The organism is Marinobacter lutaoensis (assembly GCF_001981305.1).
GTDB lineage: Bacteria > Pseudomonadota > Gammaproteobacteria > Pseudomonadales > Oleiphilaceae > Marinobacter > Marinobacter lutaoensis.
The window spans coordinates 658,597-672,404 of sequence record NZ_MSCW01000007.1; the positions used below are offsets into that span (position 1 = coordinate 658,597).

A 13,808-nucleotide genomic window follows, 5' to 3' on the forward strand; every position below is an offset into this window, starting at 1 on the left:
TTGTATTTCAGGATGTAACCGAACGGTAACCGCGCTCCGCCGCCCCAGCATGGATGCCCCGCATGGAATTGCCGCCCAGCTCCGACGCCCGTGCCGACCTGACCGGCCACTGGCACCTGCCTGTCGGGGCGATCCGTTGGTGGCCGTTCCTGCTTCTGCTGGCCGTCGCCTCCTACGGCCTGCTGGCGGTGACCTTCCTGGCTCCCATGCCCCGGCTGGCCGACGGCCCGCCGATCTTTACCGGGGGCGGCAGCCCGTCGGTGCAGCTGACCCGTCTCAGCTACCAGACCGCGCCGCTGCAGTCGGTGTTGTCACGCCGGGCCTGGCGGGATGACGCCGGCTGGACCGTCCTCGATCCCAGCCACTCCGGCCTTGGCTATCCCTACCAGCCGGTCACCTATCGCCTGGACATCGAGAATCGCTCCGGCCATCTGGTCCGCAAGCACTTGGTGGTGCCGGCCCCGAGCCTGGACCACCTGGCGCCGGCGCTGATCCAACCGGAAGGCACCGTGGAGCTACTGGCGGCCCTCGGCGACCGCTACCCGTTCGAGGACCGCTACGCGGCGCTGCCGCAATGGATCTGGCCGGTCACGCTCCAGCCCGGACGCAGTCTGGTGCTGATCGAAGTCCGGAATGCCGGCCCGACGCTGCTGCCGATCCGGCTGGAAGAAGCCGACGAAGTGGTCAGCGACGGCGCTCTCAGCCTGACCTGGAAAGCCTTCCTGACCGGGCTTCTGGTGTTCGCGCTGCTGCTCAACCTGAGCATCGTCAACAAGCTGGGCCACCCGGGCCTGATCTGGCTGAGCGTCTTCATGGCCTGCGTTATCTACAGCCAGCTGGTCCTCGACGGGCTTGGTCTGTGGCTGCTCTGGCCCCGGTTCCCAGAGCTGAACGCACTGCTGGGGGTGGCCCTGCCCCTGGCCCTGATCGCACTGCTGGAATCGATCCGCTTTTTCTTGCCGGTCACCCGCCGGGCCTTCCGGGTCCTGCGCACCCTGAGCCTGGTGGCCGGCCTGCATCTGCTGGCCGCGCCCTTTGCCGGATTCCTGCCGGGACAGGACGCGTTCCTGGTGACCTCCGCGCTCGGGGGCCTGTTCATCCTGGCCCTGGTCCTGCGCCACCGGCACCATCTGTACGGTCCCTATCTCATTCTTTCCGTGCTGGCCATCCTCGCCGGTGCCACCCTCACCGCCCTGCGCACCATCGGCCTCCTGCCGGTCAACGGGCTGACCGATTCCGCCTTTTTCCTGGGCGCCGCTTCCGGCTCCCTGGTGCTTACCAGTGGCGTGGGCCGGCTGTTGCTACAGGAGCGCAAGCGGCGCCTGGTCTCCGACCGCCAGGTGCGCCAGGAACAGCAACTGCGGGCACGGATCGAGCGGGAATACGATCGCCTGCTGAAAACGCACCGGGTCACCGGCAAACCCAACCGGCCAATGCTCGAGGAAGCCCTCGACAACCTCGACAGCCAGGCCACGCCCTACACCCTCTGCATCGTTCGTCTGACCCGCTTCGCGGAACTGGAGCAGACACTGGGCTACCGCACCTCGGAGCAGGTGCTGCGGCAGTACCTGAGCAAGATGAACGGTTTCCTGAAACGGGCCCTCGGCGACCGCCTGGTGATGATCAACGGCTACGCTCTGGCTACCATCGACACCAGCCATCATGCCTTTGCCTTTTATCGCCATGGCGATGACGACCCGGCGCTGTTGGAAACGGTGGCCGGGTGGCTGGGACAACGTTACCAGGAAGGGCGCTTCGCCTTTTCCTGGGGCCCCACGCTGGGGGTTGCCCACGCCCCGGAACACGGTCGGGATGCTGCCAGCATCCTGGCCTCCGCCGGCTTCGCCGCACTCGACCGGCAGGGGCCGATCACGGTGTACGACCCAGCCATCGCCGAATGGCAGACCCGCCAGCAGACCCTCATGCTGGGACTGGAGCAGGCCCTGGCGTCCGGTGACATGAGCCTCGCCTACCAGCCCAAAGTCCGGATCGAGGACCGGCGCGTAATGTCGGTAGAAGCCCTGATACGGTGGCGTCACCGCGAATTCGGTACCATTTCGCCGGAACAGTGGATCCCCCTGGCCGAGGAGGTCGGACTGATTCACCCGGTCACCTTGTGGGTGCTGGCGCGGGCCTGCCATGACTATCCGAGGCTGCAGCAACAGCATGGTCCGGAACTGCGGGTGTCGGTGAACATTTCCGCCAAGGATCTGGCCCTGCCTCAGTTCCCCGGGGAACTGCTCGACATCACCCGCCGGCACCGGCTGGCGCCGGACCGCATCATTCTGGAAATCACCGAAACGGCCGTGATGAACGACCCGGAGTCGGCCCGTTCGACCCTCCGCCAGCTCGGTCAGGCCGGCTTCGGCATCGCTCTGGACGACTTCGGCATCGGCCACTCGTCCCTCAGCGCCCTGGCCACCTTCGACCTGGACGAACTGAAGATCGACCGCAGCTTCCTCAAAGACATTCTCGACAACCCGAAACGGGAGCGTATCCTGCGCATGGCCCTGGGCTTGGGCGAGGCCCTGGGAGTAACGGTGGTGGTCGAAGGTGTCGAGGACGCCGCCGTGGCCGGCTGGCTGTCCCAGTTCCCGGGACTCCACGGCCAGGGCTACTACTGGGGACGGCCGAGCCCGCTGCCCCCCGACGGCGGACAGAGAACCCCACCCGACTGACCTGCATCAAGCACGGCGCCGCTGGCAGCTTTTACAATCGTTTCACAGATTGCTGACGCCACGGAGCCATGCCATGCCATCGCCCACGCGGTCCAAGCCGGCGCCATCCGCCGGTGTTGATACTCCCGAGTACGAGCGCTGGCGCCGGGGCTATGGCGTCATCCGCCACTCCGACCTGACCTGTGCCCAAGTCCGGTCACTGGCGGCCCGACTGGTACGCCGGGGCCTGCAACCGGACGAAGCCAGCGTGTACCGGGCCCTGGCCGCCCTCGACCGGCTGACCAGTGCCGGCCTGTGGCTGGTGGCGCACATGACCTACGCCCGTCGCGTGCACGCTGGCGGCGATCCCCTGGAGCGAGCCGACTTCAAGGCCCACCCGGAAGGGCACACCGGCGGAGCTCTGAACATGGTACCCGCCTACGCCGCCTACCTCGCCCTGAACCGCCTGACCGGCACCACCCGAAGCTGGTTGATGGGGCAGGGCCATTGCGCCGCGGCGGTAGAGGCCCTGAACGTCCTGACCGACAACCTGCATCCGGAACAACGGGCCCGCTACCGGGGGCCGCGGGGCTGGTCACAGTTGGTGAGCGACTTCCACAGCCAGCAGCAGGACGCCCACGGCCGGCCGGCGGCACCGCTGGGTTCCCAAATCACCGCCCATACCGCCGGTGCCGTCCTCGACGGCGCCTATCCCGGCAGTGCCGAGCTTCAGTACGTGCATATGCCCCTGCCCGGCGAGGCCCTCGTGGCCTTCCTGTCGGACGGAGCCCTCGAAGCCCAACCCGGCTACGATCAGGCCCCCCGCTGGTGGCATCCGGAAGATTGTGGCCTGGTGATGCCGGTGGTGGTGGCCAACGGCCAGCGCCTAGACCGGCGGGTCGACCTGGGCACCCGGGGCGGACTGGAACGGTTCGAACGGCACTTGGTCCACCGTGGCTTCGAGCCCATCCGTTTCGACGGCCGCGACCCCGCCGCCTACGTCTGCACACTGGAGTGGATGGAGCGCACCCTGGCGGAGCGGAGCCGACAGGCCAGCGCCCAGGTGCGCCTGCCGTTCGGCATCGCCGAGACCCGCAAGGGCTTCGGCTTTTTCCCGGACGGCGAGGACCCTGACCTGCCGCTGCCCGGTAACCCGAGCATCGACGCCCGGGCCCGGGAACTGTTCCAACGCCAGGTGGCACCACTCTGGGTATCGCCCAGCGAACTGGACGTGGCGGTGCGCCGGCTGGCCGAAACCGGCCGACCGGAACGGGACCACCCTCTGGCCCACCGCGACCCGGCCAGGCCGGTGTTGCCTGTCCTGCCCCCCTGCCGGGACCCGCTCGCCCCGCCTCTGGCCGCGGTCGATCATTTCTTCACGGCCTTGACGGCGGCCAACCCCGGGCTCCGGCCCCGGGTGGCCAACCTGGAGGATGTGGCCGGTCGCCGGCTCCCGCAGATGGTGGCCGCGCTGCAATACCGGGCACCGGACCCGGACCCACCCCGGGAGAGCCCTACCGGCCGCATCATCACCACCGGCCATGCCGAGGCGGCGCTGGCCGCCTGTCTGGCCAACCAGGCCGGCCTGAACCTGGTATTGAGCTACGAAGCCGCTGGCCCACGGATGTTCGGCCTGCTTCACCAGGCCCTGCGCTTTACCCGCCAGCGGCGGGAAGCCGGGCGCCCGGCCCGCTGGCTGGGACTGGCGGTGGTGGCCTGCGCCCATACCTGGGAAAGCAGCCGCCAAGGCCAGGCCCATCAGGACACCAGTCTTGCCGAAGGTCTGCTGACCGAAGGCCAGGACGTGGCCCGGGTGCTGTTCCCCGCCGACTACAACAGTACCCTCGCGGTGCTGCCCGAGATCTACCGGGAACGGGGCCGGATCACCGGCTTGGTGGTGCCGGAACGGCAACGGCCGACAGTGTTCGACGCGTCCGAGGCCGACGTGCTGGCCCGTCAGGGCGCGCTGGTGGTGGACGAAGATGTGGGAGGCCCCGGCGAGCCCCTGTTGCTGATCGCCAGCGGCGCCTACCAGTTGTCGGAGAGCATCCGCGCCTGCGAACGGCTGCGGGAAACCGGCACACCGTTCCGGCTGGTCTACCTGCAGGCCCCCGGCCGCTTCCGTCAGGCGCGGGACGCCTGGGAAGCGCCCTTCTGCGCCACCGAATTCGAGCGTGAGCGCCTGTTCCCGCATCGTATGCAGCGCCGGGTGGCGGTAACGCACCTGCGGCCGGAAGTCTTCCGGGGCCACCTTCACCCCCTGTTTCCCGATCCGGCGCACAGCCGGGTACTGGGCTACGGCAACCGGGGCGGCACGCTGAACGAGGCCGGCCTGCTGTTCGCCAACGGCTGTTCCTGGGGGCATATCCTGCTGGCCTGTGCAGCCGCGCTGGAGACTGCCCCCGAAGTCTGGCTGTCCGCTCCGGAACGGGAGGCGGTGGGCGGCCATGGCGACCCCACCACCATCACCCGGGGCCTGCCCGCCGCCTGAGCCGCGGGCAGGTCGGCTTCACGCCGGCGTTTCCAGCTGCCGGCCACCCACCGGGACGCGCCGCGACACCGCCCGGCTCGCATCTTCACTGTAGTCCCGCGACTTGACGGTATCGACGAAATGCCAGTCGGCACGGGCCTGCTCCGGCTCGAACGTCACCACCAGGTAGCCGCGCTGGTTGATGTTGAGGTAGTCCAGGTCGTCCACCAGCAGGCCAATGGCCTGCTCGGCGGCGGCAACCATCTCCGGTGGCAGCCCGAGGTACGCCTCGAGGCCCGGCGAGCTGACCGAAGCCGTGGCAAACTCAACACCCACCGGGTTCCCCTCCAGGTCCCTGAGATTGCTGGCCCAGGCGTTGTGGGTGTCGCCGGCCAGCACCACGAGGTTTCGGTCCAGCTGCCGCGCCACGGCCAACAGAACCTCCCGTTCGTACGGATAGCCGTCCCAGGCATCCAGGTTGTAAGGCGCGACCGTGTTGATTCTGGTCAGCTCCGCCTCGGTCAGGGTCGGATCGCCCTGCAACTGCCGCGCCTTCAGTTCCGCCAGCTGAGCCATGGTTTCCGGCAACCCATCCAGCTCGCCGGTGGCAATGGCCAGCAGCATTTCCGCCGGCAGGTTCATGCGCCCCATCAGCACCTGCTGACCAAGCACCTGCCAGGTGCCGGTGGCGCCGCCCAGGGCGGACTGCAACCAGAGCAGCTGCTCGGCACCGAGCAGGGTCCGGTTCGGATCGGACAGATCCGCCATGAAACGCTCGGTGTCGAGGCCACTCTGGCCCAGGTAGTCCAGGTAGTCGAGTTGCTGATCACGACCGATGATGCGGGTGTCCAGCATGTGCAAGTCCACCAGGTTGCCGAATCGGAAGGTGCGGTAGATCTCGGTTTCGTTGCCCTCGGTCACCGGACGAATCGGCATCCACTCGAAGTAGGCCTTGAGGGCCTGGAGCTTGCGGGAGGCAAACTCACCTTCACCGTCATTGTGGTTCTCGGCACCGTCCCGCCAGGTATCGTTCGCCACCTCGTGGTCGTCCCAGACCGCGATGAAGGGCAGGCGCGCGTGCAGGGCCTGCAAGTCCTCGTCGGCGCGATAGATGGCATACCGCCGGCGGTACTGTGCCAGGGTCAGCAGCTCCAGATTGTTGTCGGCGGGGAAGGTCCGGCCCATGGCCTCGGCATCCTCCGCACCATAGCTGGTGGCGTCGCTGCTGTACTCGTAGATGTAGTCTCCCAGGTGCACCACGGCATCAAGGTCGTCCCGCTGTCCGATCTCCCGGTAGACGTTGAAATAGCCGGCCGGGTAATGGGCGCAGGAAACCACCGCCAGCTTCACTTGGGACACGTCCCCTTCCGGCAGGGTCCGGGTCACACCGACCCGCGAGGTGCGGCGGGAGGTTCGGAAGCGGTAATAGTACAGGGTACCGGGCATCAGGCCCCGGACATCGACCTTGACCGTAAAGTCGTGCTCCCGGGACGCCTGGGTGGTACCGGAGTGAACGAGATTCTCGAAGGCGTCGTCCGTGGCCACTTCCCAGGCCACACTCACCGGCCGATCCCGGTCATGATCGGGCTCGGCCCGCGTCCAGAGGATGATACCATCCTGGAGCGGGTCGCCGCTGGCAACGCCGTGGCTGAACGCCACGGAGCGGTGATCCGAATCCAGCAGGCAGCCGGACAATCCGGTGGAGACGGCGACCGCCCCCATGCTCAGGGCCGACGCCCTCAGAAAATCCCTGCGTGTCAGTCGTTTCATGTGTCTGTGTCCTTTCGCTCCAGGAGGGGGGAGCTAGAAACTAGTACAGACAGATGAAGAACAGATTGCTGAATCGCGACACCGGCATGGCAAATGACGACACCGGCGGACCGGATACGCCGCAATGTGACACAAACGAAAAAAAGGGAGCCATCTGGCTCCCTTTTTTTCATGAAATGACCGGTGGGCCGAGGCCCCCGTGGGCCAGCTAGCCCACGAACACCGGGCCAATACCGTAGTTCCAGAGGATCACCGAGCCGACCCGGGTGGCCACCAGAATCACCAGGGCCACGGTGAGCAGGGCTCCGCCGTACAGCACCGCCTGTTCCTTCTCGATCCCCATGACGATTGGCAGGCCGTCGTACATCAGCCAAGCGCCGTAGCAGGCCGCGGCCAGGAACACTGCGGCGTTGAACCAGGGCACCGGATACAGCAGCGCGAACCCCGCCAGGAACAGCGGTGTGCAGGAATAGGCTGCCAAGGCCACGCCGTTGGACGGCACATGCTCTTCATTGGCACCGTAGGTCCGAGCCATCCAGTTGATGGCGTAACCCAGGGCGAAGACCCCCACCAGCATGGCCAAGTAGGTCAGCACGCTCAGTTGCAGGGCGCTGATTTCAGTCAGCTTGATCAGGCGCTCGCTGCCCACCGTCCAACCAAAGTGCGCGGTGGAGATGTAAGCACAGATCGGCCCGATGGCGGCGAGGATGAGAACGTAGGCGACGTAGAGCCGGACTGGCGTTTCGTGTTCTTTGCGGATGGACACCCACTCGTCTGCGGGGTGCGTGAAGAGACCAAAGGCATGTTGCAGGAGCATGGACACCCCCTTTCTTGCTGTTGTTAGTATGGGTAGATACGATCAGCCCGTCCAATCGGACGACCGTTCCTACCCATAACTATAGACAAGATCCGGTGGGGGAAAAGCCGGCCTTGATGCTTTTTTGTTCAAAGAAACCCGGCTGTCAGACCCAGGGGTTCTTGCGTACCCGGGGTCAGGCCAGCCGGGGATCGGTCTGGGCCACCCAGGGCTTGTCCTTGTGGCTGTCCCGGAACGCCAGCAGGCTTTCCACGCCGGTAAAGTCGCTGAGACCGCGAAAATCCAGCCAGTCCACTAGGCAGTAGAGACAGATGGCGGGATAGTTCCAGTCCCGGAAATGTCCCTCTTCCACCTGCTCGGCCAGTGCCTTAAGGGTGGTGGCGATCCGCTCGTGCTGAAGCTGATAGAACAGGGCGCCGGAGTCGATATCCAGCCCGGAGCGCTTGGACAGTACCAGGGTGACCGCCGAATCGTTGGCGGCATCGATCAGGGTCAGCTGATTTTGCTGATCCCAGGTCAGCGGATCACAGTTCTGCTTGGCGCTGAGGTAGCGGGCGATGACCCGGGAATCGTAGAGCACCTGCGCCTCGTCGATCAGCATGGGAATCTTCAGGGCCGGATTCTGACGACGCAGCGCCTCCCGGTCCTGGCCGTAAATGTCCAGGTTGACGAATTCGTAGGGCTCCTCGCCCAACAGAATGCGAATCCGGCGCACATAGGGCGAAGTCGTGGATCCAATCAGTTTCATGGCAGCTCCCGTAATCGCTATGCCCAGGGGGCGGGGTCGGTGTCATGTTCGCGACGCCATACTGTACCACAGCCCCGTGCCCAACCCCGAAGCCCGGTGCCGGGCCTCGCACCCGGGATTCGTGAGTCTCGGGCACAACTGTAGTAAAAAGAAGGATCGGGTCTGGCATCCGACAACCCAACACCGAAAGGAGCAGAGCCATGACACACCTGAAACACACTGTACTGGCCGCCGGCCTCGGCCTGTCCCTGGCCGGAGGCCCGGCCCTTGGGGAGCTGCGCACGGAAACCGTCGAATACCAGGTGAACGGCGAAACTTTCACCGGCTACCTGGCCTGGGACGACGAGGAGGAAGGGAAACGCCCGGGCGTCCTGGTGGTGCATGAGTGGTGGGGACACAATGCCTTTGCCCGCGAGCAGGCAGAGAAGCTGGCGGCGGCCGGGTACACCGCCTTCGCCCTGGACATGTACGGCTCCGGCAAGGTGGCTGACCACCCCAACGACGCCAAGGCGTTCATGACCGAGGCCACCAAGGACCTGGATCAGGTCAAGGCCCGGTTCCTGAAAGCCAAGGAAATACTGGAGAACCATGACAGCGTGGACCCCGAACGCATCGCGGCCCAGGGCTACTGCTTCGGCGGCGCGGTGGTGCTGAACATGGCCCGCCTGGGCGTCGACCTGGACGGCGTGGTCAGCTACCACGGAGCCCTGGCCAGCCCGATCCAGGCAGAGCCGGGCAAGGTCAAGGCACAGATCCAGGTTTACACCGGCGGTGCCGACCAGATGGTGCCCTCGGAGCAGGTGGCCGGTCTGGTCAAGGAAATGCAGGACGCTGGCGTGGACCTCAGCCTGACGGTGTTTCCCGGCGTGCGCCACTCTTTCACCAACCCGGCCGCGGACCGGATCGCCGAGCAGTTCGGCATGCCGGTCGGCTACGACGAGGCTGCGGCACAACGCGCCTGGGACGGCACGCTCAGATTTTACCAGCGCCTGTTTGCCGACTAGGTGCCGGCGCTGTGTCATCGCCGGCCGCAACCAACGGCCCGGCGATGACCGCCCGTACCTCCTCCATGAGGGCCTCCAGAGGCTTATCGGTGGCGGCCACCGGCGGGTGCACGATGACGTGAATCTCCCCGGAGGTGAACGCCGCCCGCCCCTTGGGCAGGCGCTCATGGGAGCCCACCACGGTCACCGGCAGAATTGGTAGGCCACCGTCCCGGGCAATCACGAAGCCGCCGCGTTTGAACGGCAGCAGCCGGCCATCGCGGGAGCGGGTGCCCTCGGGAAACAGCAGGATTCCGGTCCCCTCGGGCAGCTGCGCCACGCCCCGCCGGATGCTCTCCAGTGCGTCGCTGCCCCGGGAACGGTCGATGAACAGGTTACGGGACGCTTCCAGCGCCAGCCCGAACAGAGGTACCTTGCGCAATTCCTTCTTGATCACCCAGCGGTACTGTAGCCCGAGCGACAGCACCAGGGCGGGCGGATCGAGATACGAAGCGTGGTTGCTCAGAATCACGTACTTCTGCCCCTTCCGGATATGCTCCAGGCCGCTCACCCGGAGACGAATACCACACACCTTCAGGATCACCCAGGCATAGACCTGAGTCCCATGGAACGCCGCATCTCCCCGCTTGCCCAGCAAGGCGGCGAACAGAATCGGGAAAAACAGAACCAGGGTGAGCGCAACGGCCCAGGACAGGATCCAGGCGGCTTTAACGAAGCGGAACAGCATGAAGTCTCCCGGCAGGTCTCGACAACGGATGTACACGAGGCACAGGGAGATAAAGATTACAGGGTTGCGGGCAAATCACAAAAAACAAAAAAGGCAGCGTACGCTGCCTTTTTCTGTGTCGCGAATCCCGAGGGATTTAGAGAGCGACCACGTTCTCCGCCTGCGGGCCTTTCTGGCCTTGAGTCACGGTGAACTCGACCTGCTGGCCTTCGGCCAGGGTCTTGAAGCCGGAACCCTGGATGGCGCTGTAGTGAACGAACACGTCCGGGCCATTTTCGCGGGTGATGAAGCCAAAGCCTTTCGCTTCGTTGAAGAACTTGACGGTACCAGTAACAGTAGACATAGGAAACTTCCTGAAATCAATCAAAATGAGGGTGCCGAGCCGGAACATCCGGATCAGCGTTTACGGAAATACAGAACTCGCTTAATCAAAAACAGGACGGCACTACTGAACTACAGGTACGTCTTATTCACGAAAAGCTTTACTGACTCTTTCCTTGAAGCTCAACTTTACTCGGGTCATTCCCGAAAGCCAAGCGCTTTTTTTCATAACGGCGTAAGTAAAGCTACCCATGGGCTCATCCCTTCAACAGGGAGAAGCTGCAAAAGCCCAGCGCGGTCATCAGCAGCGACCCGAGCACATGTGCCAGGATACCCGCCAGAGCCATGGCCCATTTGCCCTCCTGCAGCGCCGAGAACATCTCCAGGGAAAAGGTGGAAAAGGTGGTCAGGGCACCGCACAGGCCGGTCACGGCAAACAGCCGCCACTCCGGCGCCAGCGAGCTGCCATGGGTGAAATAGGCCATCAGTAGACCGATCAGCCAGCCCCCGGCCAGGTTGGCCACCAGGGTCCCGATGGGAATCGCGTGATAGGTGCTGTTGAGCCAGAGCCCGAGTCCCCAGCGAAGGTTGGCGCCGACGACCGCGCCCAGACTGACCGCTACAACCGAAAGCCACATTGCCCGGAACTCCCCTCGAAAACGACAGAAGGCGCCAGAACCGGCGCCTTCTATTACAGTACGGAAACGCCGGCCACAATCAAGCCGCGTTGTGGTCGATCAGCGTGTCCCGGTTGCGGGCGAAGGCGTCGAACGGGAAGTCGTCCACCGTCAGCATGTCCAGCACGGAGCGCTCGTACTCGCGCATGAAGTCCGCCTCCTCCTGGGTGAACACCCCCGCCGCCAGCGCGGCCTCGAAGCGTTCCTCCGGATGCAGCGCGGTGGCCGGCAGCTCGCCCTTAGCGTAGGCCCGGGTGGCCTTGCGATACAACTGCTCGGCCTTGTCGTAGTCCCTGAGCAGAGCGTTGTAACGTGCCACCGGGTTGTCCACCCCCCCGTCTTCCTGAGTGGTCCAGGCCCCGGCCAGCAGCTTGTGCCGCAGTGCGCTGTCGGTGGAGACCAGCCGCGCCAGGGTCCGGGTGAGCTCATCGCCCGGCGCCGGCCAACGCCGCCCCAGCGGCAGGGTGATGGCCCTGAGGACCAGGGCCACCGGGCGGTTCGGCAGGTTCTCCAGGAATTCCAGGAGCGCCGTTTCGGTGCGGTGCAGCAGCAGGGTCAGGCTGTAGTCCATCAACGCCCGCTCCCCCTCCACCGGCTGGGTCTCGTACCAGTGCTTCAGCACCATGGAGGCCAGGTACAGGTTGGCGAGCATGTCGCCCAGACGCGCGGAAATCAGCTCCCGCATCTTGAGTTCGCTGCCCAGCGTGGTCATGGCGGCATCCGCGCACAGGCCGAAGGCAGCGCTGAACCGGGACACCGCCTGGGCATAGCGGCGGCTGGCGCTGTCAAACGGTACCTCGGCCCGCCCCAGCCCCAGCGCCTGGGTGAAGGCCCGGGCGGCGTTGCCGAAAATTAGGCCGGCGTGGCCGAAGAACGCCTTGTCGAAGGCCCGCAGGTCGTCGTTGTCCTTGGCCGCCAGCTCCGCCAACACATAAGGGTGGCAGCGGATGGCGCCCTGGCCAAAGATCATCAGGCTGCGGGTCATGATGTTGGCGCCCTCCACGGTGATGGAGACGGCGGCGCCGCTGTAGCTGAGCGCCAGGTAGTTACGCGGCCCGAGGGTGACGGTCTTGCCGCCGTGCACGTCCATGGCATCGTTGAGCACCGCCCGCTGGAACTCGGTCAGGTGATACTTCAGGATCGCCGACGGCACCGCCGGTTTCTGGCCATGGTCGATCATATTGGCGGTGTGGTTCACCGAGGCTTGGGCGATGTAGGTCCGGGCAGCGATGCGCGCCAGGGGTTCCTGCACGCCTTCCAGGTCCGCCACCGGCGTGTTGAACTGGCGCCGGATGCGAGTGAAGCCTCCCGCCGTGCCAAGCGCGAACGCGGAAATGCCCGCCGCGCCGGACGGCAGGGTGATGCAGCGGCCCACCGACAGACACTCCACCAGCATGCGCCAGCCCTGCCCGGCCATGTCGATGCCGCCGATGATGTAGTCCAGGGGAATGAACACGTCCTTGCCCCGGATCGGCCCGTTCATGAACGGGCTGCCCACCGGACAGTGCCGGCGGCCGATCTCCATGCCCGGGGTGTCGCGGGGGATCAGGGCGCAGGTGATGCCGTAATCCTCCTTGTCACCAAGCAGGCCATCCGGGTCGAACAGGCGGAAGGCAAGACCGACCACGGTGGCCACCGGCGCCAAGGTGATCCAGCGCTTCTCGAAGTTCAGGCGAATGCCGAGCACTTCCTTGCCGTCCACGGTCTGCTTGCAGACGATGCCTTTGTCCGGCAGGGACGTGGCGTCGGAGCCGGCGCGCGGGCCGGTCAGGCCGAAACAGGGAATTTCCCGGCCGTCGGCCAGCCGTGGCAGGTAGTGCTGTTTCTGCGCCTCGGTACCGTACTTAACCAGCAGCTCGCCGGGCCCCAGGGAGTTGGGCACACCGACGGTCACCATCAGCATCTCGTTGGCGGCGAGCTTCTGCAGCACGGCGGTCTGGGCTTTGGCAGAGAAGCCGAGCCCGCCGTATTCTTTCGGAATGATCATGCCGAAGAATTTTTCCTTCTTGAGGAACTCCCACAGCTCCCCGGGCAGGTCCGCCCGTTCCACCGCCAGATCCCAGGCGTTGCATAGGGCAATGGCCTGGGTGCACTGGTTGTCCAGGAACGCCTGCTCCTCGTCGGTCAGTCCCGTGTGCCGGTTGACCAGCAGGCTGTGCCAGTCCGGGCGGCCGGTGAACAGCTCGCCGTCCCAGCCCACGGTACCCGCTTCCAGCGCCACCTTCTCGGTGTCCGACACCTTGGGCGCGACCTGTTTGAACACGGCGAAGATTTTCGGGGTCAGCCAGCTGCGGCGGAAGCCGGGCAAACCGGCCGCAGCGGTGACGGCCGCACCCGCGAACAGCAGCAGCGCCAGCCAGCCGCTGGCCAGCACGCAGGACAGCAGGCCCACCACCACCATGACACCGATGGCCGGCTTCGCCCCGGCCTCCCGGCGCATGACGACGAGCAGCCCCGCCAGCGCAACCAGAAACAGCAAGAGAGTGATCATAAGCGTTCCTCTGTCCTCCTTGGATAACGGGCTCACCGGCCCCGAGCACCTGCCGGAACCGGGGCGAACGGTCTGGTTCCGAATACGGTCACGGTACCGTATCGGATGAAAGGTGACCAGACGGCA

At 65.7% G+C, this 13,808-nt stretch carries 10 protein-coding genes; 3 read left to right on the top strand and 7 right to left on the bottom strand.

The annotated features are described in order from the left end of the window. The first annotated feature begins 62 nt into the window (after positions 1-62). Together BTO32_RS12730 and BTO32_RS12735 are read left to right on the top strand one after the other, a co-directional pair. The gene (locus BTO32_RS12730; protein ID WP_076724988.1) at positions 63-2,678 is read left to right on the top strand and encodes an EAL domain-containing protein; all 2,616 of its coding nucleotides are present in this window, start codon (positions 63-65) and stop codon (positions 2,676-2,678) included. A gap of 73 nt (positions 2,679-2,751) precedes the next feature. Then, positions 2,752-5,148: a phosphoketolase family protein gene (locus BTO32_RS12735; RefSeq protein ID WP_076724989.1), complete on the top strand. Its 2,397-nt coding sequence runs from the start codon at positions 2,752-2,754 to the stop codon at positions 5,146-5,148. 18 nt (positions 5,149-5,166) lie between these two features. On the opposite strand, the gene BTO32_RS12740 is transcribed toward BTO32_RS12735, so the two are convergent. The 3 genes from BTO32_RS12740 to BTO32_RS12750 all read right to left on the bottom strand — a co-directional run bounded on the left by BTO32_RS12740 (position 5,167) and on the right by BTO32_RS12750 (position 8,462). After that, complete coding sequence (locus tag BTO32_RS12740) at positions 5,167-6,897, bottom strand: alkaline phosphatase D family protein (RefSeq protein WP_076724990.1); 1,731 nt, start codon at positions 6,895-6,897, stop codon at positions 5,167-5,169. A gap of 208 nt (positions 6,898-7,105) precedes the next feature. Next, a complete protein-coding gene (locus tag BTO32_RS12745; protein WP_076724991.1) occupies positions 7,106-7,714 on the bottom strand; it encodes a Yip1 family protein in 609 nt (202 codons plus the stop codon). 175 nt (positions 7,715-7,889) lie between these two features. Continuing rightward, entirely contained in the window at positions 7,890-8,462 is a 573-nt protein-coding gene (locus BTO32_RS12750) for a glutathione S-transferase family protein (RefSeq protein WP_076724992.1), read from the bottom strand. Positions 8,463-8,662: 200 nt separating this feature from the next. Here BTO32_RS12750 and BTO32_RS12755 point away from each other — a divergent pair, with 200 nt between their 5' ends. Then, positions 8,663-9,466 carry a dienelactone hydrolase family protein gene (locus BTO32_RS12755; protein WP_076724993.1) on the top strand — a complete coding sequence of 268 codons (804 nt, stop codon included), beginning with the start codon at positions 8,663-8,665 and terminating at the stop codon, positions 9,464-9,466. On the opposite strand, the gene BTO32_RS12760 is transcribed toward BTO32_RS12755, so the two are convergent. The 4 genes from BTO32_RS12760 to BTO32_RS12775 all read right to left on the bottom strand — a co-directional run bounded on the left by BTO32_RS12760 (position 9,435) and on the right by BTO32_RS12775 (position 13,682). Next, the gene (locus tag BTO32_RS12760; RefSeq protein ID WP_245820327.1) at positions 9,435-10,193 is read right to left on the bottom strand and encodes a lysophospholipid acyltransferase family protein; all 759 of its coding nucleotides are present in this window, start codon (positions 10,191-10,193) and stop codon (positions 9,435-9,437) included. The genes BTO32_RS12755 and BTO32_RS12760 overlap by 32 nt on opposite strands. Before the next feature lie 136 nt (positions 10,194-10,329). Then, positions 10,330-10,536, bottom strand: coding sequence for a transcription antiterminator/RNA stability regulator CspE (cspE, locus tag BTO32_RS12765; protein WP_076724994.1), 207 nt, complete (start codon positions 10,534-10,536; stop codon positions 10,330-10,332). A 235-nt stretch (positions 10,537-10,771) separates the two neighbouring features. Then, positions 10,772-11,152: a fluoride efflux transporter CrcB gene (gene crcB / locus BTO32_RS12770; RefSeq protein WP_076724995.1), complete on the bottom strand. Its 381-nt coding sequence runs from the start codon at positions 11,150-11,152 to the stop codon at positions 10,772-10,774. A 79-nt stretch (positions 11,153-11,231) separates the two neighbouring features. Continuing rightward, positions 11,232-13,682, bottom strand: coding sequence for an acyl-CoA dehydrogenase (locus tag BTO32_RS12775; RefSeq protein WP_076724996.1), 2,451 nt, complete (start codon positions 13,680-13,682; stop codon positions 11,232-11,234). Between the last annotated feature and the right edge of the window lie 126 nt (positions 13,683-13,808).